Here is a 26,493-nt window from a genome sequence, read left to right on the forward strand (position 1 = left end):
TTTAGAACGACTAATGAAAAAATTCTTATCGATTCTGCTTGTTTGTAGCGCCTTTGGGTCTTCAGCCCAGGAGATTAATATTATTCCGCAACCGCTTGAAGTAAAACAAACGGCGAAAGGAACTTACACGCTCAAGAAGAAAATTACGGTTTCAAATTTGTTTCAGAACAATGGGAAGCAAACAGATAATCTAACCAGTTATCTTTCCGAATACCTGAAAAAGTATTATGGAATTGAAGTAGTTCCTGCTGCCAAGGGGAGTAAAGCAGATATTACATTGTTTCCCACACGTATGCCAACAGGTGGAGCATCGGCTTATCGTTTAATCGTAAACAATAGTGGTGTGCGCATTGAAGCAAACTTTGATGAATCAGCTTTTCATGCAATACAATCACTAATCCAGTTATTACCGGTTGGGGGAACTTCAACTACTGCAATTCCATATGTTGAAATATTCGATAAAGCCCGTTTTGAATATCGTGGTATGCATCTGGATGTTGGTCGTCATTATGAGCCCGTTTGGTTCATTAAAAAATATATTGATTACCTCGCCTTACATAAACTCAATACATTTCATTGGCATTTAACGGAAGATCAGGGCTGGCGCATTGAGATAAAAAAATATCCTGAGTTAACGACTATCGGTAGCAAACGTAACGGAACCATCATTGGTCGATATCCCGGTAAAGGAAGTGATAACAAATCTCACGAAGGATTTTACACACAACAGGAAATTAAAGAAGTGGTTGCCTATGCAAAAAGCCGTTTCGTGGACGTTGTTCCTGAAATTGAATTGCCCGGTCATGGTGGTGCAGCCATTGCTGCATATCCATGGTTGAGTTGCTTTCCTGAAAAGCCTACACCGATTCCTGCAAACATGATCTCGAAAAAAAGTGTTGAAGAACAAAAGAACGGACGCATAAAATTAGTGCAGGAAACATGGGGCGTATTTGATGATGTGTTTTGTGCGGGTAAAGAAGAAACATTTAAGTTCTTGGAAAATGTACTGGATGAAACAATTGCACTCTTCCCTTCGAAGTATGTGCATATTGGTGGCGATGAATGTCCGAAGACACATTGGAAACAATGTCCGAATTGCCAGAAACGCATGAAAGATCTGAACCTGAAAGATGAACATGAACTGCAGAGCTATTTTATTCAGCGTATTGAAAAATACCTGAATGCAAAAGGCAAAACAATTATTGGTTGGGATGAAATTCTCGAAGGTGGTTTAGCCCCCAATGCACAAGTGATGAGCTGGCGTGGTGAAGCTGGTGGTATTGCTGCGGCAAAGGAAAAACATTTTGTGATCATGACACCGGGTAACCCTGTTTACTTCGATCATAGTCAAACCAGAAACGAAGATTCAGTAACTATTGGCGGTTATAATTCAATACAAGCAGTGTATGCATACGATCCGGTACCAAAAGAATTATCTGCAGAAGAAGGAAAATATGTTCGTGGTGCGCAGGCAAATGTTTGGACCGAATACATGAATAACACAAGCAAGATCGAATACATGATCTTTCCACGCATGGCAGCGTTAAGCGAAGTATTGTGGACGGCAAAAGAAAAGAAGAATAAAGAAGATTTTGAAAAACGTTTAATGCAGCAATTAAAACGTTACGATTTGTGGAAAGCCAATTACAGCAAAGCTTATTTCGATTTACAGGCAAGCATTAAACCTTCAGCCGATAACACTGGCTTGTTGCTTTCAGTTTCTTCCACTGCAAACAATGGAAAAATTTTCTATTCATTCGGTGAAAAAGATATTCCTTATCGTGATCCTTTAGTGATCAGTAAATCAACTTCGTTCAACAGCAAATTGCAGATCGATAATAAAATCCTTAACTCTATTTCACAAACGTTCACCTTCAGTAAATCGACTGGTAAAAAAATAAGCATTACGAATCCGGCTTCTAAAAGCTATCCCGGCGATGGAGCATTTACACTCGTAAACGGAGTTGTGAATGATAAAGGTTTGGGTCGCAGCAGTGAGTTTCTTGGATTTAGTGGATCAGATTGCGATGCCATCATTGATCTTGGCAGCCAGCAATCATTCAGCAATATCACAGCTCATACATTTGAACAAAAAGCAAGTTGGATTTGGCCGGCAGCGGCTATGATCGTTGCAACAAGTAATGATGGGAGCAATTTTACTACCGTAGGTGAAACAAAACAAAGTACTGATAACAAAATAAGTCTTGATATTCCGGCAACCACTGCACGTTACATTAAAGTAACTGTAAAGAACCAGGGAACAATTGCAGAAGGCAATGCGGGTGCGGGCAACAAAGCCTGGTTATTCGTAAGCGAAATACAAGTAAACTAAAAAGTTGATGACATATAAAAAAGGGCAATCGATGATTGCCCTTTTTTATTACTAGTTCTTTAGTCGTATTAATTTAAATTCAACTGAACTCATAAACTCACTTTTCAATATCTTCTCACCTTTTGTTACTTTCAGAACTTTAAATTTTACAGGACGAGAAGCGCCGCCTTCAATTTTTAGTGAAAGAATACCATTCGCAAAACTCCATTTCCCTTTGTGTGTAGCTCCGTTATTCCAACCCTCAGTCTCCATTGGTTGCTGATCAAATCCCACAGAAATAAAATTCGAATCACTATTAAGTATTAAATCTCTGAATTCCGGAGTCTTACTATTTAACCCCTGACCTGATTTGAATGAATCGGCTGGTCGCCAATGGCCGGTAATTTCTATTTCCTGATTACAGGATGACATACAAAGAAGCGGAACGATTATTGAATTAAAAATTCGCATAGAATTTAGCTGACGCTTAACTTTTACCTTCAACCTTATCCCTTTTACCTCACTTAAGTATCTCCTCAAGCTTCTTCTCCAATGCCTCACCTCTTAAATTTCTTGCTACCACTACTCCGTTCGGATCAACGATCATGTTAAACGGAATACCCATGATCCCAAATTGCCGTGCTGCTTCATTTTCCCAACCTTTCAAGTCACCAACCTGTGGCCACGTATAGTTATCATCTTTAATTGCCTTGATCCATTTTTCTTTTGTCTGATCAAGCGATACACCGAAAATCTCAAAGTTCTTTGATTTAAACCGTTCGTATGCTTTTACAAGATTCGGACTTTCTGCACGACAAGGGCCGCACCAGCTAGCCCAAAAATCAACTAACACATATTTCCCCTTAAAGGAAGAAAGACTAATTGATTTTCCATTAGCATCGGGCTGCGAAAAGTCAGGGGCAGTAACTCCTATCATCGACTTCTTCCCAACTTCTATTTGCGCCTGCAACTCTTTTCCTTTTGCTGATGTACGCAATTGCTCACTCAACAACAAAAACATCGGACCAGCTTTCGCTGCGTCCATATCCATACCTAAAGCCTGCTCAACCATAAACAATGCAATGGGCGATGACGGATTGCCCTGCACAAACTTCAACTGTTCTGCGTGCACAAGTTCCTGGTGCAGGTTAAACATTTCCATCAACGTGTTCGTTGCTTTCATGTTTTTCGCCTGCCCGTAACCGTAATACAGATCCCCGATCTTATTCTCAAGCTCAGTTAAACTTTTCGTTTGCTGCTGGTATTTGTAGTAGTCATTTACAATAGCTGAGCCTTTTACTTCCGCATCATTCAGTCCGGTTTTGGAAGCGATGGTAATGGTTCCTTCATCTAAAAAAAGGGTGAGATTGTTTTTGCGGTATTCCGCCATATTGAACTTTTTGCCGGGAGCAGGATTCGATTCTTCAATACTGATGGTTGCCAGCATTGGTCCGCTCACTTCAGTATTAATGCTGAATTTCCCATCAACAAGTTTAGCTTCTTCTGCACCATTGCCATTATTCCAGCTAAGCAACACATTATGCTTTTTAGTGTAAGCGGGCAATGTACCATTAACGATAACTTTTTTATCCTGCGCCAATACAGTAGCAACTGTAAACAGGCTGCAGACAAACAAGAGTTGTTTTATCATTGAACTAAATATTATTTGAATAATTCTTCGAGACGCATTCGTAGCTCTTCGCCTCTTAAATTCTTTGCGATGATCTTACCATCAGGACCAATCAACAGGTTCTGCGGAATAGAAGATATTTTGTAGATCCTTGCAGCTTCATTCGACCAATGTTTCAGATCACTTACATGTGTCCATGTTAAACCATCTATGGCAATTGCTTCAAGCCACTTGTTGCGGTCACGATCAAGTGACACACCCAACACTGTAAAATTCTTTGCTTTGAATTTATTATAAGCTGCAACAAGATTAGGATTCTCCATACGGCAAGGGCCGCACCAGCTTGCCCAAAAATCAACCAACACATATTTACCACGAAAAGATTGCAACGTAACAGGAGTACCCGATGTATCCGCTTGCGTAAAATCAATCGCATCTGTACCGATAGCACCTATCTTGTTATCTTTTACAATATTGCCAACCATGCGTCCGTAAAAACTCTTTTGTGCTACTTCTGTAAGCTTGGCATAATTCGAATCCAACACATCTGCTTGTTGAAAAACACTATAGATCACATACAACAACAAAGGCGTTACTGCAGAAGAATTATTTTTCAAAATATATGCATCCGCTGTACTGTTGATCTCTGTTACAAGATTGCGCACTAAATTATAAATAGAATCTTGCTTACCCTGCAAAGCCGGGTTCTGCAGCTGTTTGCCATAAGCATCCAGCTTCATGAAATAAGGATCAAACTGTTGACGGAATTGCACAAAGTCATAATTCGTTTTCGAACCGTTCACTACAGCCCTTTGCAATGAATCAACGTGTGCTGAAATTGTTACAACAGAAGGATCAAGAAAAATACCCAGGTTTTGTTTACCACCTTCAACAGTTAACACATACAATGCTGTTTCGGTGATGGTACCTTTCAGTTCAAACTTACCTTTAATAATTGTTGCCTCAGCAAGCGTTTCGGCATCTTGTCCATCCATGCGCAAACTCACTTTGGCATTATCTTTTGCGCCACGGATAGTTCCTTTAATTTCAAATGGTTGTTGTGCCTGCAATTGCAAAGCAGCACAACACATCAAACATATCGTTACAATTAACTTCATACTTTTAATCTGCATGCGAATGACGCTGTTTCAACACGTAAATCACATCCTGCAAAGAAACATTTTTCGCCCTTAATAAAACGATAAAATGGAAGAGCAGATCAGCTCCTTCGTTTAAGAAAAGCTCTTCATTATTATCCTTTGCTTCAATAATAATTTCCGTTGCTTCCTCTCCCACTTTCTGGGCAATTTTATTAATGCCTTTATCAAACAAGCTTTTCACATAGCTTTTTCCATCGGTGCTTTTTCTGCGCAGCTCAATGATCTCTTCTAAATACGATAAAAAGTCATCACTGTGATTTTTTTCAGCCCAACAAGTATCTGCACCAGTATGACAAGTGGGACCAGCAGGCTCAGCTTTGATCAGCAAGGTGTCCTGGTCGCAATCCAGCAGCACCTGTTTCACTGTTAAAAAATTACCGCTTTCTTCGCCCTTTGTCCAAAGCCGTTGCTTACTACGGCTATAAAACGTCACCTTGCCACTTTCTTCGGTCTTAATAAATGCTTCGTTATTCATAAAACCCAGCATCAATACTTTGCTGGTTTTATAATCCTGTATAATGGCTGGTAACAGTCCGTCGTGGTATTTTGAAAAGTCTGGTTTCACTATATGTTTTTTATGAAGCGATCACTTTCGCATTTCTCAACTGCATTGGCGTCGCACTCTTGTACTTTATAAATTCTATTGTCCTTTTTTCAGCAGCAAAGCTAAACCCTTACCGCAACATTTCTTTCCTTCAAATATGCTTTCAGATCAGCAATTTCAATCTCTTTAAAATGGAAAATGCTGGCTGCTAACCCGGCGTCGGCATAGGCCTGCTCAAACACATCTGCAAAATGTTCCATTGTTCCCGCACCACCACTGGCAATTACAGGAATTGGTAATTCAACCGACAGTTTCTTGGTAATATCCAGCGCAAAGCCCTGTTTGGTCCCATCATTGTTCATACTTGTAAGCAATATTTCACCAGCTCCAAGATCAACACCCTGTCTTGCCCAATCAACACATTTTATATCCGTTTTTGTGCGGCCGCCATTTAAATACACATACCATTCGCCATCTTCCTCCTTCTTGGTATCAATAGCTAACACACAGCATTGGCTGCCGGCAGCCAACGCAATATCATTTATGAGTTGAGGATTTTTAAACGCAGCAGTATTCACACTCACCTTATCGGCACCGGAATTAAGCAATATGCTCATATCATCCACTGTGCTGATACCGCCACCCACCGTAAACGGAATATTTACATGACGGGCGATTCGCTTCACCAGTTCGCTCAAGGTCTTACGTTTTTCAACCGTTGCCGTAATATCGAGGAATACGAGTTCGTCTGCACCTTGCTGAGCGTACAAAGCACCCAGTTCAACCGGATCGCCAGCATCACGCAGATCGACGAAGTTGGTGCCTTTTACCGTGCGACCGTCTTTAATATCTAAACAGGGAATAATGCGTTTGGTCAACATAAAATAAAAAAGGCTTCAAGTTAAGTTGAAGCCAGGTTCGTTACAAAGATAATGCTTATGGTTTGGGGAAACTATTTTGTAATACCCGCCCTGCTCCCAGCAATTTCCGGCTCCAGTACGTTTCGTTCAGATCACTGATCATCACCCCGCCAGATGTGGATGCATGTACAAATTTATTATTGTGCAGGTACACGCCTACGTGCGATACACTACCTCTTGTATTAAAAAACACCAGGTCGCCTTCTTTTAAATTATTCATCGGTATCCAGGCACTCACTTCTTTCTGTTCACGGGCTGTACGTGGCAATTGCATGGCAAACACCCCAACCATCAAAGTTTGAACAAAAGCCGAACAATCGATCCCTTTTTGCGTAGTGCCCCCCAGTCGATAAGGCGTGCCCCACCAATTATCAATCAATTCATACAAGGGTTTGTTCAGAATAGTTTCAACAGGCACATCGAGACGGATGGCATATTTAAATTGAGAAAGCGAAAATAATTCGAGTGAGGAGCTGTACGAAGCAACATCTTTGGTTTGAAAAATACCTGTTTGCTTAGCCGAAGAGGAAGAATTGCCGCCCACCCGTTTGTATTCGGGGCGTACTTCATTTTTTTCTTCTGTCGACGTTGCGGCTGTAGATTGTTTCTGTTGAAACGCATTCTTTACCGCACTGCAACTGGTGAGCAGTAGGATGGCAGACAAGTATGTAAGCAAATGTCTAATCATGGAATTGAATTTTTTCAACGGCGCAAAAGTAGCGACGTCGGGCCTTTTCAGCAAGAAATGAGCCAAATCGTCTATCCGTTAAAGATAGTTACTGCGGGCTTGCTGACAAATTTTCACCCGCAGTTTTATCTTAAACGCTGTTTTTGTGGATTTCTTATTTCTTTTTTTTCAAATGAGAACAACGAAATTTGACGCCTGACCATCCTGAACTGAGTCGAAGGACGTCACCCGAAAGTATCGAGCACAGTCGAGATACGATTATACCTTTTACAACTATGAGCAAATTTTCCCATTTACACGTTCACACTCAATATTCTTTGCTCGATGGAGCGGCTTCCATCGGTTCCTTATATAACAAAGCCATTAGTGACGGCATGCCGGCCTTGGCTATTACCGACCACGGAAATATGTTCGGGGCTTTCCAGTTTGTAGCCGAAGCTTATAAACATAAAAATGAGGATGGATCGCTGAAAGTAAAACCGGTTGTTGGCTGCGAGTTCTATTTGGTAGAAAACCGGCACATCAAACAGTTCAGCAAAGAACAGCGTGATAGTCGCTTTCACCAGGTGTTGTTGGCAAAGAACGAGCAAGGCTACAAAAATTTAGTAAAGCTTACGTCCCTTGGTTTTATTGAAGGTATGTACAGCAAGTATCCTCGTATCGATAAAGAACTGATCCATAAATACCATGAAGGATTGATTGCAACTACTTGCTGCCTTGGGGCAATGGTGCCGCAAATGATCTTAAATAAAAGTGAAGAAGATGCAGAGAATGAATTCAAATGGTGGTTAAATATTTTCCAGAAAGATTATTACGTGGAGATTCAGCGACACGGCATGGCTGAGCAGGATAAAGTGAATGCAGTGCTTTTAAAATTTGCAAAAAAGTACGATGTAAAAGTTATTGCAAGTAACGATTCGCACTATGTTGATCAAACCGATTTTAATGCGCATGATATTTTATTGTGCATTAACACCGGTGAAAAACAAAGCACTCCTGCACTGCGTGAATTTTCTGATGATGATGTGAATGTGAAAAACAAACGTTTTGCATTCCCCAACGATCAATTCTATTTTAAGACAACATCCGAAATGAAAAAGGTATTTGAAGATGTGCCTGAAGCCATCGACAATACCAATGAAATAGTGGACAAGATAGATGTACTGAACCTGAAGAAAGATATTCTACTTCCGGCCTTTCCTATTCCCAAAGAATTCCAGGTGCATGATGATGCCAACCTGAACCAATGGGAGTTTCTGAAACATCTTACTTATATCGGAGCAAAAGAACGTTATCATGAAATAGAAGAAACTACAAGAGAACGTATCGACTTTGAATTGTTTACCATCAAAACAATGGGCTTCGCCGGTTACTTTTTGATCGTTAGTGATTTTATTAAAGCTGGTCGTGATATGGGTGTGTTTGTTGGGCCGGGGCGTGGTTCGGCTGCAGGAAGTGTAGTTGCTTATTGTATCGGTATCACCAATATCGATCCCATTAAATATAATTTACTGTTTGAGCGTTTCCTGAACCCCGATCGTAAATCAATGCCGGATATTGATACGGATTTTGATGATGAAGGCCGTCAAAAAGTAATTGACTATGTAGTTGATAAATATGGTAAGGCGCAGGTAGCACAGATCATTACCTATGGTACAATGGCGGCGAAAAGTAGTATTGCCGATGTGGCCCGTGTAATGGATTTGCCGTTGGCTGAAAGTCGTGCATTATCAAAACTGGTTCCCGAACGTCCCGGCGTTTCATTGAAACGTGTGTTGCATGCGCCATTCACAGGTGAAAAAAGTTTAGCAGAAAAAGAAGCGTTTGGTCCGGATGAATTGGAAATGGTAAAACGTATTCGACAGGTGTACGGTGGTGAAGATCTGCCTGCAAGAATTTTACATGAAGCAGAGATCTTAGAAGGATCTGTTCGTAACACGGGCATTCATGCTGCAGGTATCATCATTGCACCAAAAGATCTTACCGAATTAATTCCCGTTTGTACATCAAAAGAATCCGAACTGTGGTTAACACAAATTGAAGGAAGTGTAATTGAAGAAGCGGGTGTAATCAAGATGGACTTTCTTGGGTTGAAAACACTCAGCATCATTAAAAATGCATTGCAGCTCATCAAACAAAATCATGGCGTTGAAATAGAAATTGACAATATTCCGCTTGATGATGAAAAAGCATTTCATTTATATCAACTCGGTTCAACCATTGGTACGTTCCAGTTTGAAAGCGTGGGTATGCAAAAATACCTGCGTGAATTAAAGCCCGATCAGTTTGGAGATCTTATTGCCATGAACGCTTTGTATCGTCCGGGGCCTATTGCGTACATCCCCAACTTTATTGATCGTAAGCATGGTAAAGAAGCGATCTCTTACGATTTACCTGAGATGGAAGAATACCTGCAGGAAACCTATGGTATCACTGTTTACCAGGAACAGGTAATGTTGCTCGCCCAAAAAATTGGCGGCTTCACAAAAGGAGATGCCGATGTATTGCGCAAAGCAATGGGTAAAAAACAAAAAGCAGTTCTTGATAAAATGAAAAAGCAGTTTGTGGATGGGGCCACTGCTAAAGGCCATCCTGCAGACAAACTTGAAAAAATATGGACCGACTGGGAAGCATTCGCTCAATATGCATTCAACAAATCGCATTCTACCTGTTATGCATTTGTAGCTTACCAAACTGCTTATTTAAAAGCACACTATCCCGGAGAATATATGAGTGCGGTGTTGAACAACGCCGGTGCTATTGAAAAGATCACCTTCTTTATGGAAGAGTGTAAACGTATGGGCATTAAAGTACTTGGTCCGGATATCAATGAGTCGCAAAATGGTTTTGCCGTGAACAAAGCCGGTGAAATACGTTTTGGCTTGGGTGGATTGAAAGGTGTAGGCGAAGCAGCTATTGATAGTATTATTGAAGAACGTGAAAAGAAAGGACCTTATAAAAATGTGTTTGATTTTATTAAACGTGTGAACCAACGTACGGTGAATAAAAAATCATTAGAAAGTTTGGTATACGGTGGTGCGTTCGATTGCTTCAAAGAATACCATCGTGCACAATACTTTCATATAATGCCGGGTGATACTGTGAATACACTTGAACGTATCATTGCATTCGGAAACCGTTTCCAGGCGAATGTGCAGAGCAATACCAACACTTTGTTTGGCGAAAGCATGATGATGGAAATTCCAACGCCAAAAATCATGAACTGTGAAGAGTGGACATTAACCGAGAAACTTGATCATGAAAAAGAGATCACAGGTATCTTCATCAGTGGTCATCCTTTAGATCATTTCAAATTTGAAATGCAGCATTACAAGATCACGCCTCTTAGTGATTTCAATGAATTTAAAGAAGCGATCCTGCTGCATGCAAATCCATTTCAAACATTCCGTTTGGCAGGTCTTGTTACCAGTCACCAGCAACGAGTAACAAAAACAGGAAAGCAGTTTGGTATTTGCATGATCGAAGATTACACAGGTAACACCGAGTTTGCTTTGTTTGGTGAAGACTTTGTAAAATTCAAAGATCATTTTACACCAGGTGCTGTTGTATTTGTAACTGGCGTTTTTAAAACACGTTGGAATAAAGACGATGACTTTGAATTCAAGATCAACCAGGTCTTGCTGCTCGAAACAGTAAAACGTACCATGACCAAGCAACTCATTGTTGATATTGAACCACGATTCCTTACCGAAGAAATGGTGAGCTTTATGGAAAGCAACGTAAAGAAAAATCCGGGCAAGAGTAATCTCAAATTCAATTTATACGAACCAAAGGACAATTGGAAAGTAGGAATGTACACAGTAGAAAAAGGCTTTGAAATGAATGATGAGATGGCTTTGTTCCTGTTGGATAAACCTGAACTGAATGTTACTGTTGTGCATGCCTAATTTTTTATTCCACATTAGAATATGGATACTCAAAAAGAAAAATATCCTCATACAACTGCCTACTTCATCTTCGCTCAAACTATGGGGTTAATAATAATTTCATCACTAGCGAGCGGCATATCAATGATATGGACTAAAGAATGGAACTGGATTGTATTTATTTTAACCGCCATCATTTCTATTTTATTATCAATCAAAGGATTTCTCGCTTTCTATCGTATGAAACAGAATGAGAAAGGTCAATTCGAAGTAACGGTAAGTTCCCAACCCTCGGCACCCAATATACTAAATTCTAAAAATTCGATTTCAAGTGCTTTAACCAAATTAGAGGTTATTTCAAAAAATAATAGTAGCAATGCTGCTTTTTACAAATCGTATCAATCACTACCATATTCTAAGGACGAATTATGGAAGAGCATCTATTTCTTAAAAGATTGCATTCACTTTTCGGAAGATAATATAATATCAAAGAACGACGAGTTGCGTAATACGATTGCGTTGCAGGAAGTGATTTTACTGGAATACTATTTAGACGTGGACCCATCATTGATCCCAAAAGAAAGACGAGACAACTTTAAATTCGGCAAACAAATACGCACGACAAGAAATATTGATGAGGAACAAATATCGCATCTAAAGTTAATTGACTGGCGAAGCAAAGAACAATGGGCTTTTTGGGCTAAAAAATACACATTAAATAACCCGCTTGGACAATACTGCGATCAACAAGCCCAGGATTAAAATCATTACATCATGAAACTTTACATCCGCAATATGGTTTGCAGCCGTTGCACAATGGTAGTGCATTCTGAACTTGAAAAAGCCGGCATTCAACCTTTGAATGTTCAATTGGGTGAAGTGGAATTAAAGAAAGAACCAGCAGCAAAGCAACTACAGCAATTCAGCGACAATATTAAACAGCTGGGCTTTGAACTCATCGACGACCGTAAAAGCAAGATCATCGATAAGATCAAAACAATCATCATTGAACTGATCCATCATAACAAAGAAGAACTAAACGAAAATCTCTCTGCTCATCTTTCGAAAAAACTTCACCACGACTACAGTTATCTCAGCAACCTGTTTTCAGAAGTGGAAGGAACAACAATCGAGAAATATTATATCGCACAAAAAATTGAGAAAGTAAAAGAACTGCTGATGTACGATGAGTTGTCGCTTTCTCAAATTGCGTTTGAACTTGGTTACAGCAGCGTTGCTCATCTCTCCAGTCAATTCAAAAAACAAACAGGCCTCACTCCTACTTTCTTTAAATCGCTGAAAGAAAACAAACGCAGGAATATCGAAGAACTTTAAATAGTGTAAATGGAATCCATGATTCTGTAACAGCCCCGACTGGCAGTGGTAATAGCTTTGTATAAACAAAATTGCTATGACACATAATTACAGCCTAACCGGCTTGACCTGCAGCAGTTGCGAAGCCAAAGTAAAAAGCAAACTGCTTTCTGTGCCCGATGTTTTATCGGTAGAAGTTTCGAAAAACACGAATACAGCTACCATTGAAATGCAGAAGCATATTGCACTCAGCACATTTCAAACAGCCATTGGTGGCAGCGATAGTAAATACCAGATCGCTGCAACAAATCACAACGAAACTGCCGAACAAACAAAGAGCTGGCTGGCCACTTACAAACCCATCCTGCTTATTTTCGGTTACATCACTGTATTAAGCGTTCTGCTTTCATGGACAGGCAGCAGCATCAACAGCATGCAGTTTATGCAGGTATTCATGAGCGGATTCTTTCTCATTTTTTCCTTCTTTAAATTGTTAGACCTGCAGGGGTTTGCCGACAGCTATTCGATGTATGATCTTATTGCGAAGCGTTTCCGCAGCTGGGGTTATATCTATCCCTTTGTTGAATTAGCATTGGGTATTGCCTTCGCTATTAACTTCAATCCTGTATTAACAAACTGGATCACATTAGTGGTAATGGGCGTAAGCATCATTGGTGTGTTGCAAAGTGTATTGAACAAACGCAAGATCCGTTGTGCATGTTTGGGCGCTGTCTTCAATCTGCCCATGAGTACTATTACCATTATGGAAGACGGGCTGATGATAATCATGAGTATTGCTATGTTGTTTTTAATGTAATACTGACTACCTTTATTCTGCAAACATGAAAAAGCTCATTGTAGCTATATTATCCATTCTTTATATCGGCACTGCCAGTGGTGCTACCGTGCAGTTGCATTACTGTATGGGCAATCTGGTAAACTGGAGCATTGGTCATGATGAATCGAAGACCTGCGACAATTGCGGAATGGAAAAAGACGGCAAGGGCAAAAACGATTGCTGTAAAGATGAGCAGAAGCAGATCAAACTGGAAAAAGATCAGAAAATTGCTGAATCATTCCAAACTATGCAACTGGTAGCAACCGCATTACCCGTTGCATTTATTTCTTTTACACAACAGCTGCATTCTTCTATTACAGAAGAAAACCCACGCAGCAATGCACCACCACTAACGGATAACACTTCACTGTATATCCGTAACTGTGTTTTCCGTATTTAAGATCGTCTTTTAGTAGAAGCCGGGCCATATTATTTGCCGGGCTATTGGCATTTCCCTATGCCCATCTTTTATTTCTCAACTTTTAAATTTTTACAAAATGAAAATCATGAACGTACTGTTGATGGCGGTATTCTCCATCCTAGCAATAACAGCATCTGCACAATCAAAAGCAGGCAAAAAAGACAATGCTAAACACCCACAATTATATACATGCCCGATGCACGATAGTGTTGCAGCAAAGAAACCCGGCAATTGTCCCGTTTGTGGTATGAAGCTCGAACTGTCGAAAAAAGAGCAAATGAAAACAACGGTAACAAAAACGTATAGCTGTCCGATGCATGCTGATGTTACAAGCGATAAACCCGGCACCTGCAGCAAATGCGGAATGAGTCTTACCATGTCCACCAAAGAAAAAATGAAGACAGAAGTAATGAATCACTATGTATGTCCGATGCACGCAGATGTTACCAGTGACAAACCCGGCAAGTGCAGCAAGTGCGGCATGGATCTCAAGAAAAAAGAACACCATCACTAACAGCAATTGTCAATAAGCAATTAGCAAAACAGTTTTCAATTGACCATTGTCTATTGCATATTGCCTATTAACCATTGCATATTATCTATTGTAATATAAAATTCTATGGTTCGGAAAATAATTGAGGTCGCTTTACACAACAGGCTTGTGGTGCTGTTGGTGGCAGCAGGCCTGTTTGCTTACGGCATATATTCCGTTAACAAAAATCCTATTGATGCCATTCCTGACCTGAGTGAAAACCAGGTAATCGTTTTTACTGAATGGATGGGCCGCAGCCCGCAGGTGATCGAAGACCAGGTTACGTATCCTCTGGTGAGTAACCTGCAAGGCATTCCGAAAATCAGAAACATCCGTGGCTCTTCGATGTTCGGGATGAGTTTTGTGTATGTGATTTTTGAAGACAACGTTGATATCTATTGGGCGAGAACAAGAGTGTTGGAACGTTTGAATTTTGCGCAACTTTTATTGCCGCAAGGTGTAACGCCTTCGCTTGGTCCTGACGGCACAGGTGTTGGCCATGTTTTTTGGTATCATCTTGATGCACCGAAAATGGATCTGGGTGAACAACGTGCATTGCAGGATTGGTATGTAAAGTTTGCATTGCAGACAGTACCTGGCGTTGCAGAAGTGGCATCGTTTGGTGGTTTTGAAAAACAATATCAATTGGTGATCGACCCGGTGAAGTTGCAGTATTACAATATTTCCCTGATGGATGTAATGAACAAAGTAAAAAGCAACAACAACGATGTGGGCGGACGAAAATTTGAAATGGCCGATATGGCGTACATCATACGTGGACTGGGTTATATCAAAAACAAAAACGATGTAGAGCATATTGCCATCTCAAATTACAACGGCATTCCGGTGCGTGTGAAAGATATTGGTTCGGTACAAATGGGTGGCGATCTGCGTCTCGGCATTTTTGATGCAGATGGTAAAGGCGAAGTAGTTGGTGGTATTGTGGTGATGCGTTACAATGAAAACGCCAACAAGGTTATTGCAGCGATAAAAGAAAAAATGAAAGAGGTAGAGAAAGGATTACCCGAAGGAGTAACCTTCAAAACTTCTTACGACAGAAGCGAACTGATACATGAAGCGATTGAATCAGTTAAGGGAACACTCATCGAAGAAATGATCGCTGTCTCCATTATTGTATTGTTGTTTTTATTTCACTGGCGCAGTGCACTCATCATTCTTATTCAATTACCCATTTCAGTTGCAGCAGGTTTTATTTTCCTTGAAATGTTTGGCATTTCTTCCAACATCATGTCGTTAACAGGCATTGCATTGGCCATTGGTGTGGTGGTGGATGATGGTATTGTAATGGTGGAGAACGCTTACCGGCACATCAGCGAAGAACAATTAGCAAAAGAAAACACACAATAAGAAACGCATGAAATTATTTAAACGAAAAAAAGATCCGTTAACTGCAGAAGAAACGATGGGCATCATCGAAAAATCCTCGAAGCAAGTGGGCCCGGGTGTGTTTTACTCCACCATTATTGTGGTGGCATCTTTCTTACCTGTGTTTTTATTAACAGGGATGGAAGGCAAACTGTTTCATCCATTAGCATGGACAAAAACATTCATCTTGCTCATTGATGCAGTACTTGCCATCACACTAACACCGGTGTTGATCTCACTTTTATTAAAAGGAAGATTAAAACCGGAAAGTGCAAACCCTATTACACGCACGTTAGAAAAAATCTACTCGCCCGTTTTAAAGTTTTGTTTACGTTGGCGTAAAACCACGATTGCTGTAAACATCCTGGCTTTGGCAATTGGCGTTGTAATGATGACAAGATTAGGTTCAGAATTTATGCCGCCGCTTGATGAAGGTTCCTTATTGTTTATGCCTGTTACATTGCCCGATGTTTCCAACTCGGAAGCAAAACGTTTGTTGCAGGTGCAGGATAAACTCATCCGTTCTATTCCTGAAGTAGATCATGTCTTGGGGAAAGCAGGGCGTGCAAATACTGCAACCGACAACTCTCCTATCAGCATGATTGAAACCATCATTCTCTTAAAACCAAAAAGTGAATGGCGTAATAACGTGACGAAAGATGCCATCATCAATGAGCTGAATGCAAAGATGCAGATACCCGGTGTTACTAATGGTTGGACCATGCCCATCATCAACCGTATCAACATGCTTTCAACAGGTATTCGTACCGATGTTGGATTGAAAGTATACGGTCAAAACCTCGACAGTATCTATGCATTTGCACAAACCATCAAACAACAATTACAGGGAATTGATGGTGTGAAAGATCTATACGTAGAGCCGATCACCGGTGGTAAATACATTGACATTGTAGTGAAGCGTGAAGAGATCGGTCGTTACGGATTAAGTATTGATGATGTAAATGCTGTTGTTGAAAGTGCGTTGGGTGGCATGAAGCTGACAACCACCATTGAAGGCCGTCAACGTTTTTCGGTGAATGCACGCTACGGGCAAGATTTCCGTAACAACCTCGAAGCATTGAAACGTTTGCAGGTGCAGACAATGGATTTCGGTCCAATACCACTTGAAGCAGTTGCAGATATACAGTTGAGTGATGGTCCACCGATGATCAATTCAGAAAATGCAATGTTGCGAGGAACAGTGTTGTTTAATGTGCGTGAAAGAGACCTGGGCAGTACAGTGAAAGAAGCACAGGAAAAATTAAACCAGATGATCACCAAACTTCCGAAAGGATATTTTTTAGAATGGAGTGGCCAATGGGAAAATCAGATCCGTGCAAACAGAACATTAACGATGATCATGCCCATTGTGATTGTCATCATCTTCATGGTGCTCTACTTCACCTATCATTCATTTAAAGAAGCAGCCATCACCATGATCACAGTTCCTTTTGCCTTGATCGGTGGTGTATTTATGGTTTATTTCTACGGCATTAATTTATCGGTGGCAGTTGCTGTTGGTTTTATTGCGTTGTTTGGAATGGCCATTGAAACAGCTATGCTCATGACCATCTATCTCAACGAAGCCATGCAGAACATGGTGGCAAAGCATGGCAATTCAAAAGCAACACTTACTCCCGCCATCATTCGTGCATATGTAATGGAAGGTTCCGTAAAAAGGTTAAGACCAAAACTCATGACGGTTTCTGTTGGTTTGTTTGGTTTGATCCCTATTCTCTGGGCAACCGGTGTAGGAAGTGATATTATGAAGCCCATCACTATTCCATTGATCGGCGGCACCATCTCTTCCACCATTTATGTATTGCTGATAACACCCGTGATTTTTGAAATGATAAAAGAACGGGAATTAAAACGTAACGGTAAAATTGATTTGATCGATGTTAAAGAATAAACTACTTCCTCTAATGTTTGTCCTTGCTGCATTGAACAGCCACGCACAAACAATGAAACTAGATGCCATCATTGACAGCATCACCGTATGGCATCCTGTTGTAAGAATGTACAACAATGAGATCCGTTCAATGGATGAAGCAGCAAAAGGTGCAAAGAGCTGGATGCCGCCTGAGTTCAGCAGTGGATTATGGATGACACCCTACAACCCAAGCTTGTGGAAAAAGATGGATGATGGCATGGGTGGGTTTAAAGAAGGTATGGGCCAGTATATGATCGGTGGGCAGCAAATGTTCCCCAATAAACAAAAGCAAACGGCAGATGCGAAGTATATGGAAGCCATGTCTTCAGTTGAAAAAGAAAAAAAGAATGCTACGCTTAATGAATTGATCAACGATGCCAAACAGTTTTATTACGAATGGATCATCTTAAAAAAGAAACTGGCCATTCTTGATCAGAATGAAAAACTGCTTGAGTTCATGATCAAAAATGCTGAGATACGTTATAAGAATGGATTGGAGAAGATCAGTGCCTACTACAAAGCGAAAGCGGCATTGGGTAATGTGCAGAATATGCGGTTGATGTTTGAAAGCGACATTAAAGAAAAACGCATTCGTATCAACTCACTCATGGGTCGTAATGCGATGATCAATTTTGATATTGATACAACTTATCAGTTGAATGATTATTCATCATTGATATTCGACAGTACACTGCTTTACAATAATCGAAGTGATCTCAAGGCAATTGATAAAGACATTACACTTACCTGGCTTAAACAGGAAACAGAAAGGCAAAGTCTAAAGCCACAGTTTGGTATTCGCTACGAGCACATGTTTGGCTTTGGCGGATTACCCATGCAGTTTTCATTAATGGGCATGGTGAAACTGCCGCTTACCAAATGGTCGTCGAAAATGAGTAAAGCAAATGTGGAAAGTTTGAAATGGAAAGCAAGCGCATTGCAATCACAAAAAGAAATGATGTTGAACGAATACAGTGGTATGGCTTACGGCATGCGGAACGAACTTGATCTAAAACGAAAACAATTGAAGCTGTATGATGAAAATATTATTCCTGCATTAAAGAATAATTACAAAACCATGCAGCTGGGTTATGAGCAAAACACAGAAGAGCTGTTTATGCTGTATGATGCATGGGAAACACTGTACATGACTCAACTGGAATATACGGAGTTGCTTAACCAGGCATTGAAGCTGCAAGTAACGATTGAACGTTTAATTGAACGAAAATGAATTTACAAATAACCAATAGGCAATTGGCAGTTAGCAACAGGCAAATAGTAAGAAGCAAGGCTGTGTTCTTATTTATAGCTTTTGTGCTGCTGTTCATTGCTTCGTGTAAAAACGAAAAGAAGCATACTAATCACAATAAGGAAAAGGTAACGGCGATGTACACCTGCCCGATGCCGCAGGATTCTGTGTTCAGCGATAAGCCCGGCACTTGCCCCAAGTGCGGAATGGAATTGGTGAAGATGGAACAACCTGTCATGAAGCAAGATCATGATCATGAAATTGCAGCAGTAGAATATACCTGTCCCATGCATCCTGAGATCATTAAAGACAAACCCGGCTCCTGCCCCATTTGTGGAATGGATCTGGTAAAAAAAGAAACAGGTGGCAGCGCATCAGCAGAAATTGGTTTGGATGCATTGCTCAAGCCAACCAATGAGTTTGTGGTGTCATCTATTCGGGTTACAACCATTGAAAAGAAAGAGGAGCATATCAACATCGAAGCGTTAGGAACAATTGCTTACGATACAAGAGCAGTTGGAACTATTTCAGCACGAGTGAGTGGACGTATTGAAAAGCTGTATGTGCGTCATCGTTACCAGAAGATCAGCAAAGGTCAACGCATCATGGACATTTACAGTCCGGAGATTTTAACGGCTCAACAGAATTTATTATTCCTGTTGAAGAATGATCCGGAAAATAAAACCTTCATTGAATCAGCAAAACAAAAATTATTACTGCTTGGCATGAGTAGCGAGCAATTACAACGAGTTGTTCAAACAAAACAAGCATCATTTACTATTGCCGCTTACAGTAATTACAGCGGACATATTCATGAATCAGCCGGCGCTTCTATGAATACGTCATCCGAAAAAATGAAAGACATCTCTCAATTAACGGAAGAACTTTCATTGAAAGAAGGGATGTATATCAACAAAGGTCAATCGGTTTTCATTGTGTATAACCCAAATCAGGCATGGGCACTGCTCAATATTTTTGGCGACAACCAGGGCCTGGTTAAAAAAGGAAACAGTGTACACATTATTCCTGAGACAGCACCCACGAAAAGTTTCCGGGCAAGTATTGATTTTATTGAACCCTTCTACCGGAAGGAAAGTAAGACCTTAACAGCAAGAGTGTACTTCAATAACAGCAGCTTAAAAATTCCGATCGGCAGCCAGGTAAGAGCGGTGATCAATGGCAATTCAAAAGATGCCTATTGGCTGCCAAAAGAAGCTGTGTTATCGCTTGGGTTAGATAAAGTGGTGTTTCATAAAGTGGATGGTGGCTTTAAAGCACATAAAGTGAACACCGGTATTTTGCATGACGAACATATTCAAATCATCAGCGGATTAACAGCTACCGATTCTGTTGCCGTGAATGCACAATATTTAATGGATAGTGAAAGCTTCATTAAAGTAAAACAGTAATTAAGATGAAAGAACAAAATACATCAGTCTTTAATAGGCAATTGACAATTGGCAATTGGCAAGGAAAGGCATCAGTTTGCTTATTGCTTATTGCCTTTTGTCTATTGCTTGCATCTTGCAAGAACAAAGCAATTACTAAAACCGAGATCGATGTATACTACACCTGCTCCATGGACCCACAGGTAGTGGAACAAAAGCCGGGCAAATGCCCCATTTGTAAAATGGATCTTACACCCGTGAAGAAAAGCAATGGAGATAAAAAAGATGAAATACAATTAAGTGATCAGCAGATACAGTTGGGCAATATACAAACCGACACGATCCGCAGCGGAACTATTGGTGATCAGTTGGTATTAACTGCCAGTCTGAATTTCGATCAGATGAAAACATCTTCTGTGAGTTCAAGAGTAATGGGCAGAATAGAAAAACTCCATTTCAAAAATCTCGGGGATTATATAAGCAAGGGTGCAGCGTTATATGCCATCTACAGCGAAGATCTCAACAATGCCAAACAGGAATACCTGCTTGCATTGGAACAGAAGAAAACATTTGCAACTGAAACAGCTATCGACTTTGAACAGTTATTGCAAAGCGCCAAAAACAAATTACTGCTGTGGGGATTGAGTGAAGCACACATCAACGAATTGGCGAAAACAAAAAAGTCTTCTCCTCTTACAACCTTTTACAGTACTGCATCAGGTTATATTACTGCGCTTGATATTCGTGAAGGCGATTATGTAACGGAAGGAGGAACAATTGTAAAGCTGGCTGATCTCTCAACGCTCTGGGCCGAGGCACAAGTGTATACATCACAACTTTCAGAAATTGACCTCAACGGAATAGCAACTGTACAGTTACCTGATATGGACGACAAAGAAATTAAAGGACGTGTTGAATTTGTAAACCCTGAGATCAATCCAGATACAAGGATCAATCTTATCCGTGTATCTATTCCGAATGTCGGCAATCAATTAAAACCCGGCATGCCTGCTTATGTGGTATTGAAAAGCACTCAACGCAAAACGCTCACTTTACCCATTGACGCAGTGATCAGAGATGGCAAAGGCGCAACAGTGTGGATCAAAACCGGCGGGCATTCATTTAAAAGCAAAATGGTGCAGGTAGGATTGGAAAGCAATGATCGCATTGAAATAAAATCGGGGTTAACAGCCGGCGATGTTGTGGTGATTAGTGGCGCATACCTTTTGCATAGTGAATATGTATTTAAAAAAGGAGCCGATCCAATGGCGGGGCATAACCATTAAACCAAATTGTAAGTATTATTGTACAGCTTTAGCGATCCGTAAAAAACAGCAAATGAATTATCCTTATAAATTATCAGTTATTCTATTGTTATTGCTTTCTGCATGTAAAGAAAATGCAGCAGATAAGAAACCAGATAAACCTGCAGTTAAAACAGAAACGAAATCTGAGCTTGATAAAATCAAACTTACTGAACTGGATGGCTCTCCTATCGACTTGAATCAATATAAAGGCAAAACTATCTTTCTAAATTTCTGGGCCACCTGGTGCAAACCCTGCATACAGGAAATGCCATCCATTGCAAATGCCATGAAAAAAGTAAACAAAGATGAGGTTGTGTTTTTGTTTGCTTCAACGGAAGAGGCAGATGAAATAAAATCATTCAAAGAAAAAATGTCGTTCCCTTTTCACTATGTGAAAGTTGACAATTTTGAAACCTTAGATATTATGACGATACCCACCACTTTCATCTTTGATTCAAAAGGTAAGCGTGTGTTTAATGAAATGGGATATCGGAAATGGGATACCAAACAAAACATCAACATCATCAACAACAGCAAATAAAAGCATGCGAAAACTTTTTAGTGTACTCATGATTGCCACAACATTGGCATCCTGTTCTGAACAAAAGAAAGAAAGAGCTGAAGCACCAGTGTTGCTAAACTCACCAGCCGGTGATTCCTGTGCCGAACCTTATCTCTTTACCGATGCAAAAAACCTTGTGCATTTATCATGGGTAGAGAAAAAAGGGAAAGCATCAACACTTCGTTTTGCAACACTGAACAATGGTGAATGGTCGCAGCCCACAGTTATCAGCGGCGGTAACAATTGGTTTGTGAACTGGGCCGATTATCCTGTTCTTTCTTCGGATGCAAATACCAATATGCTTGCGCATTTTTTAGAAAAAAGTGATACAGCAAAATTCACGTACGATATCAAATTAGTTGCATCGGCTGATGGAGGCAAAACATGGAGCCAGCCAACAACACTTCATGATGATGGCAAAAAAGCCGAGCATGGTTTTGTATCCATTGTTCCGTATAACGATCAGTTTGTGGCAGCCTGGCTCGATGGACGAAAAGCTGCCATGGAAGGCGATCACAGCGGCCATGAAGGGCATCACGGCGAAATGACGCTGCGTGGCGCATTGCTTGATAAAACAGGAAAGAAAACAAAGGAATGGGAACTTGATGGTCGCATTTGCGATTGCTGCCAAACAAGTATTGCTATTACCGGCAATGGACCAATTGTTGTGTACAGAGATCGTTCAGCAGAAGAGATCAGGGATATGTCGATCGTTCGTTATGTAAATGGTGCATGGACAGAGCCAAAAACCATCTTTGCTGATGAATGGAAAATTGCAGGTTGTCCCGTTAACGGGCCAAGAGCCGATGCTGTTGGCAACAACTTAGCGATTGCATGGTTTTCCATGAAAGAAAACAATGGTGAAGTGAAACTTGTTTTTTCAGAAGACGGAGGTGTAACCTTTAAAACTCCTGTACGCATTAACGAAGGCAAAACAATTGGCCGTGTAGATGTAGTGATGATGAACGAAACAACAGCAGTAGTAAGCTGGATGGAAGGCGCAACCATTAAAGTAGTAAAGGTGAAGAAAGATGGTACTAAAGCAAAACCCGTTATTATTGCCGAATCATCGGATGCACGTTCAAGTGGCTTTCCACAAATGACAAAAGCTGGCAATCAACTGATCTTTGCATGGACCGACAGTAAAACAAAAAGTATAAAGCTGGCAACATTGCATATGAATTGATAACAGGCCATGCAACAACTTTTACAATATTTCAAATCATTCAGTCCGCTTTCCAATGAGGCAATCGATGCCATCATGGATATCTGTCGTGTAATAAATGTTGAGAAAAATAAAGACCTGCAGGCGATTGGTCATACTTGTAAAACCATTTACTTTCTCAATAAAGGCATTGCCCGCATTTATTATTACAAAGATGATATTGATATAACTGAAAGTTTTGCGTTTGAAAATAATATTCTTGTTAGAGTTGAAAGTTTGTTTACCGGCAAGCCGAGCCGCAAAGCCATCCAGGTATTAGAAGATGCGGAGATCGTTGCCATTGATGCTAATAAATTATTTCAATTGTATAACCAGTTTCCTGAAATCGAACGCCTGTTCAGGAAAATATTCGAAGCAAGTCATGTTGAAACTGTTAACCGCATTGAAGCGTTGCAGTTTCACACAGCTGAAGAGCGTTATAAAGCATTACTTACCGAAGCACCGAATATTATTAAACGTGTGCCACTAAAATATATCGCCTCCTACCTTGGTATTACACAAGTAAGCCTCAGTCGCATCCGTTCCCAACGCTGATTATTTATCATATGTTAAAAGAATAGTTGAGTGATCGTTACAACTTTGCCTGAACTGAACATATGGAGCAGATCAGGTTAGGATTAAAAGAAAACTGGAAACAATTTACATTACTGGTGATCATCAATGGCTTTGTTGGTGGTATGGCCGGGCTTGAACGTTCCATACTTCCGCAAATAGCTGAAAAGGAATTTGCGATTGCTGCAAAAACGGCTATTCTTTCATTCATTATAGTTTTTGGCATCGTTAAAGCCATTACTAATTATTACGCAGGAACGTTGGCCAACAAGTTTGGCCGCAAAAATCTCCTGATCGCAGGATGGATCATCGGCATTCCTGTTCCATTCATACTCATGTTTGCACCAAGCTGGAGTTGGGTAATACCTGCAAATATTTTATTAGGCATTAACCAGGGCCTGGCATGGAGCAGCACAGTGGTAATGAAGATCGATCTTGTGGGTGAAAAGCAGCGGGGATTTGCAATGGGCCTAAATGAATTTGCCGGTTACGTGTCTGTTGCATTGATGGCTTTTTTTACCGGATGGATCGCTGGTGAGTATGGTATAAGGCCTTATCCGTTTTATGCAGGTGTTGTATTGGTTGTTATGGGATTACTGGCAAGCATCTTTTTAGTAAAGGACACCATAGCACACGCATCAAAAGAAGCAGAGACCAATAACACGCCACGGTTAAAAAATATTTTTTGGGATACTACCTGGAAGAATAAAAATTTAGGCGCAGTAACACAAGCTGGTCTTGTAAACAATCTTAATGATGGTATGGTATGGGGCATCTTCCCTATCCTTCTTGCAACAAAAGGATTTACTATTGGAGAAATCGGTATTGTTACAGCAATATATCCTGCTGTTTGGGGAGCAGGTCAATTGATCACAGGCGCAATGGCTGATAAGTTTTGCAAGAAAGACATGTTGTACACTGGAATGTTTTTACAGGCATTAGCATTGTTTGTGTTGATATGGGCAGACACTTTGCTTCATTATGTAGTACTTGCTTCTGTTCTTGGATGGGGCACTGCAATGGTGTACCCCACTTTTCTTGCAACCGTTGCTGAAAACACACATCCCAAAGACAGGGCAAAAAGCTTAGGTGTGTTTCGCTTATGGAGAGATCTTGGTTATGCATTCGGCGCACTGCTTACAGGTATTATTGCCGATCTTTTTAATATTAATGCAGCAATCATTTTTATCGGCGGCATTACATTTCTATCAGCTTTTATTATTCGCTATCGTATGCATTGTTCAATAAATGGCGGTGTAAAAATTTGGGACTGGTTAAGCAAAAAAACCGTTGACAGAAAAGCAAAGTCTTACCACACTAATTCATGTCAAAAACTATTGAGCCCTGCCATCCAGTAACGCCGAAACTCGATGCCGACAGGTAGCAAAACGGCCGCTTTCAAATATTAACGATTGTTCGAAAAAAGCCTGAATCCGCTCCGGTTTCCTTAATTATCGTCTGCTGAAACTTCAGTTAACGTCCTTTTAACTGTCAAAACTTGTAGTACAACATACTGATTTTTACTTGTGAACAACTGTGGATAATGACATAACATCAGATTCGCCGGAATGGACTTAAATTTGTCCCTTCATTTCAATAAAAAATTAAAGGATATAAATTATGGCACTCCAATTTACAGATGCAAACTTCCAAAGTGAAGTGATCAGTTCAGATAAACTTAGTGTAATCGATTTCTGGGCAGAATGGTGCGGACCTTGCCGTGCTATCGGGCCGGTTATTGAAGAACTCAGCAAAGAATATGATGGTAAGGTAAAAGTGGGCAAAGTAAATGTTGACGAAAATCCACAAGTGAGCATGAACTATGGTATTACTTCTATTCCTGCTATCCTCTTCGTGAAGAACGGTCAGGTAGTTGACAAATTAGTAGGAGCCCAGCCAAAAGGCAACTTTGTTAAGAAGATCGAGCAACACATGTAAGATTATATTACAACTATAATAGAAACCCGTTTCAGTTTTTGAAACGGGTTTTGTTTTTTATGGCATAATCAATGCATAAGTGATATTAAAACAAGTTGATGTTAATAGTTGATCATTGTTCTTTATTCACATTCATTCAACATTCATCAAAGCATCTATGGTTTATTGAATCAATTAATTAATTTCAAATCATTATCACTTAAAACGCTCCCATGAGTACAACAACCCTCCCATCAACCACTATTACCGGTCATTATGGTTTTGCCGATGTACACTTGCAGCAGGAAAGCAATCATAAGTTGCTGATCGCTGTAAAACCATTCCAGGCTGGTGATGTTATCAGCAAATTCGGATCAAGCGAAATTCATGCAGAACCTTCCCGTTATACGGTGCAGGTAAACGAACACGAACACATTATTCTTGAACCGGAATTTTTGCAATACATCAATCACAGCTGCAATCCCAATGCATTCTTCAATACAAGCACTATGCAACTGGAAGCATTACGTAACATTGCTCCCGGCGATGAGTTTACGTTCTTCTATCCATCAACAGAATGGTTCATGGCTGAGCCATTTGCATGTCATTGCGGTGAAGTAAATTGTATTGGCATAATAAAAGGTGCAAAAGAACTATCAAAAGATACTTTGAAGCATTATCGTTTAACCGCATTTATTGCATCCAAAGTGAATAAAATAAACGATTAAT

Annotated in this window: 24 protein-coding genes; 18 read left to right on the forward strand and 6 right to left on the reverse strand. The window is 40.3% G+C overall.

Annotation, left to right across the window (positions count from 1 at the left end; genetic code table 11):
* Window positions 1-13: 13 nt before the first annotated feature.
* Window positions 14-2,332 carry a glycoside hydrolase family 20 protein gene (locus ACO1QW_RS02670; RefSeq protein ID WP_486255439.1) on the forward strand — a complete coding sequence of 773 codons (2,319 nt, stop codon included), beginning with the start codon at window positions 14-16 and terminating at the stop codon, window positions 2,330-2,332.
* A gap of 51 nt (window positions 2,333-2,383) precedes the next feature.
* On the opposite strand, the gene ACO1QW_RS02675 is transcribed toward ACO1QW_RS02670, so the two are convergent.
* From ACO1QW_RS02675 to ACO1QW_RS02700, 6 genes are all read right to left on the reverse strand, one after another.
* The gene (locus tag ACO1QW_RS02675; protein ID WP_486255441.1) at window positions 2,384-2,743 is read right to left on the reverse strand and encodes a hypothetical protein; all 360 of its coding nucleotides are present in this window, start codon (window positions 2,741-2,743) and stop codon (window positions 2,384-2,386) included.
* An 88-nt stretch (window positions 2,744-2,831) separates the two neighbouring features.
* Window positions 2,832-3,962, reverse strand: a complete 1,131-nt coding sequence (locus ACO1QW_RS02680) for a redoxin domain-containing protein (RefSeq protein ID WP_486255443.1) — start codon at window positions 3,960-3,962, stop codon at window positions 2,832-2,834.
* Window positions 3,963-3,973: 11 nt separating this feature from the next.
* Window positions 3,974-5,074: a redoxin domain-containing protein gene (locus tag ACO1QW_RS02685; RefSeq protein WP_486255445.1), complete on the reverse strand. Its 1,101-nt coding sequence runs from the start codon at window positions 5,072-5,074 to the stop codon at window positions 3,974-3,976.
* Entirely contained in the window at window positions 5,064-5,666 is a 603-nt protein-coding gene (hisIE, locus tag ACO1QW_RS02690; RefSeq protein ID WP_486255447.1) for a bifunctional phosphoribosyl-AMP cyclohydrolase/phosphoribosyl-ATP diphosphatase HisIE, read from the reverse strand. The genes ACO1QW_RS02685 and hisIE overlap by 11 nt, the downstream gene beginning before the upstream one ends.
* Window positions 5,667-5,767: 101 nt before the next feature.
* Window positions 5,768-6,526, reverse strand: coding sequence for an imidazole glycerol phosphate synthase subunit HisF (hisF, locus tag ACO1QW_RS02695; RefSeq protein WP_486255449.1), 759 nt, complete (start codon window positions 6,524-6,526; stop codon window positions 5,768-5,770).
* A 55-nt stretch (window positions 6,527-6,581) separates the two neighbouring features.
* Complete coding sequence (locus tag ACO1QW_RS02700) at window positions 6,582-7,253, reverse strand: NlpC/P60 family protein (RefSeq protein WP_486255450.1); 672 nt, start codon at window positions 7,251-7,253, stop codon at window positions 6,582-6,584.
* A gap of 275 nt (window positions 7,254-7,528) precedes the next feature.
* Here ACO1QW_RS02700 and dnaE point away from each other — a divergent pair, with 275 nt between their 5' ends.
* The 17 genes from dnaE (at window position 7,529) to ACO1QW_RS02785 (ending at window position 26,492) form a co-directional block, all read left to right on the forward strand.
* Window positions 7,529-11,161 carry a DNA polymerase III subunit alpha gene (gene dnaE / locus ACO1QW_RS02705; protein ID WP_486255451.1) on the forward strand — a complete coding sequence of 1,211 codons (3,633 nt, stop codon included), beginning with the start codon at window positions 7,529-7,531 and terminating at the stop codon, window positions 11,159-11,161.
* A gap of 21 nt (window positions 11,162-11,182) precedes the next feature.
* A complete protein-coding gene (locus tag ACO1QW_RS02710; RefSeq protein ID WP_486255453.1) occupies window positions 11,183-11,902 on the forward strand; it encodes a hypothetical protein in 720 nt (239 codons plus the stop codon).
* A gap of 12 nt (window positions 11,903-11,914) precedes the next feature.
* Window positions 11,915-12,475, forward strand: coding sequence for a helix-turn-helix domain-containing protein (locus ACO1QW_RS02715; protein WP_486255455.1), 561 nt, complete (start codon window positions 11,915-11,917; stop codon window positions 12,473-12,475).
* Between the two features lie 76 nt (window positions 12,476-12,551).
* Window positions 12,552-13,271 carry a heavy-metal-associated domain-containing protein gene (locus tag ACO1QW_RS02720; protein WP_486255456.1) on the forward strand — a complete coding sequence of 240 codons (720 nt, stop codon included), beginning with the start codon at window positions 12,552-12,554 and terminating at the stop codon, window positions 13,269-13,271.
* A 25-nt stretch (window positions 13,272-13,296) separates the two neighbouring features.
* Window positions 13,297-13,692 (forward strand): HYC_CC_PP family protein, encoded by a 396-nt coding sequence (locus ACO1QW_RS02725; protein ID WP_486255458.1) that lies wholly within the window; start codon window positions 13,297-13,299, stop codon window positions 13,690-13,692.
* 106 nt (window positions 13,693-13,798) lie between these two features.
* Window positions 13,799-14,227: a heavy metal-binding domain-containing protein gene (locus ACO1QW_RS02730; RefSeq protein WP_486255460.1), complete on the forward strand. Its 429-nt coding sequence runs from the start codon at window positions 13,799-13,801 to the stop codon at window positions 14,225-14,227.
* A 105-nt stretch (window positions 14,228-14,332) separates the two neighbouring features.
* Window positions 14,333-15,613, forward strand: a complete 1,281-nt coding sequence (locus ACO1QW_RS02735) for an efflux RND transporter permease subunit (protein ID WP_486255462.1) — start codon at window positions 14,333-14,335, stop codon at window positions 15,611-15,613.
* A gap of 7 nt (window positions 15,614-15,620) precedes the next feature.
* Window positions 15,621-17,543 carry an efflux RND transporter permease subunit gene (locus ACO1QW_RS02740; protein WP_486255463.1) on the forward strand — a complete coding sequence of 641 codons (1,923 nt, stop codon included), beginning with the start codon at window positions 15,621-15,623 and terminating at the stop codon, window positions 17,541-17,543.
* Window positions 17,544-17,556: 13 nt separating this feature from the next.
* On the forward strand, window positions 17,557-18,795 hold the full coding sequence (locus ACO1QW_RS02745; protein WP_486255465.1) for a TolC family protein: 1,239 nt from the start codon (window positions 17,557-17,559) through the stop codon (window positions 18,793-18,795).
* A complete protein-coding gene (locus ACO1QW_RS02750) occupies window positions 18,792-20,222 on the forward strand; it encodes a heavy metal-binding domain-containing protein (protein WP_486255467.1) in 1,431 nt (476 codons plus the stop codon). Before ACO1QW_RS02745 ends, ACO1QW_RS02750 begins: the two co-directional genes overlap by 4 nt.
* A 5-nt stretch (window positions 20,223-20,227) precedes the next feature.
* On the forward strand, window positions 20,228-21,487 hold the full coding sequence (locus ACO1QW_RS02755; RefSeq protein WP_486255469.1) for an efflux RND transporter periplasmic adaptor subunit: 1,260 nt from the start codon (window positions 20,228-20,230) through the stop codon (window positions 21,485-21,487).
* 52 nt (window positions 21,488-21,539) lie between these two features.
* Window positions 21,540-22,049 (forward strand): TlpA family protein disulfide reductase, encoded by a 510-nt coding sequence (locus tag ACO1QW_RS02760; protein ID WP_486255471.1) that lies wholly within the window; start codon window positions 21,540-21,542, stop codon window positions 22,047-22,049.
* Window positions 22,050-22,053: 4 nt separating this feature from the next.
* Window positions 22,054-23,256 (forward strand): sialidase family protein, encoded by a 1,203-nt coding sequence (locus tag ACO1QW_RS02765; protein ID WP_486255472.1) that lies wholly within the window; start codon window positions 22,054-22,056, stop codon window positions 23,254-23,256.
* Between the two features lie 9 nt (window positions 23,257-23,265).
* The gene (locus tag ACO1QW_RS02770; RefSeq protein ID WP_486255474.1) at window positions 23,266-23,829 is read left to right on the forward strand and encodes a Crp/Fnr family transcriptional regulator; all 564 of its coding nucleotides are present in this window, start codon (window positions 23,266-23,268) and stop codon (window positions 23,827-23,829) included.
* A 62-nt stretch (window positions 23,830-23,891) separates the two neighbouring features.
* Entirely contained in the window at window positions 23,892-25,205 is a 1,314-nt protein-coding gene (locus ACO1QW_RS02775; RefSeq protein WP_486255476.1) for an MFS transporter, read from the forward strand.
* Window positions 25,206-25,467: 262 nt separating this feature from the next.
* A complete protein-coding gene (gene trxA, locus ACO1QW_RS02780) occupies window positions 25,468-25,785 on the forward strand; it encodes a thioredoxin (RefSeq protein ID WP_182806069.1) in 318 nt (105 codons plus the stop codon).
* Window positions 25,786-25,997: 212 nt separating this feature from the next.
* Window positions 25,998-26,492, forward strand: coding sequence for an SET domain-containing protein-lysine N-methyltransferase (locus tag ACO1QW_RS02785; RefSeq protein WP_486255478.1), 495 nt, complete (start codon window positions 25,998-26,000; stop codon window positions 26,490-26,492).
* The last annotated feature ends 1 nt before the right edge of the window (window position 26,493 follow it).

Source organism: Lacibacter sp., from assembly GCF_057361365.1.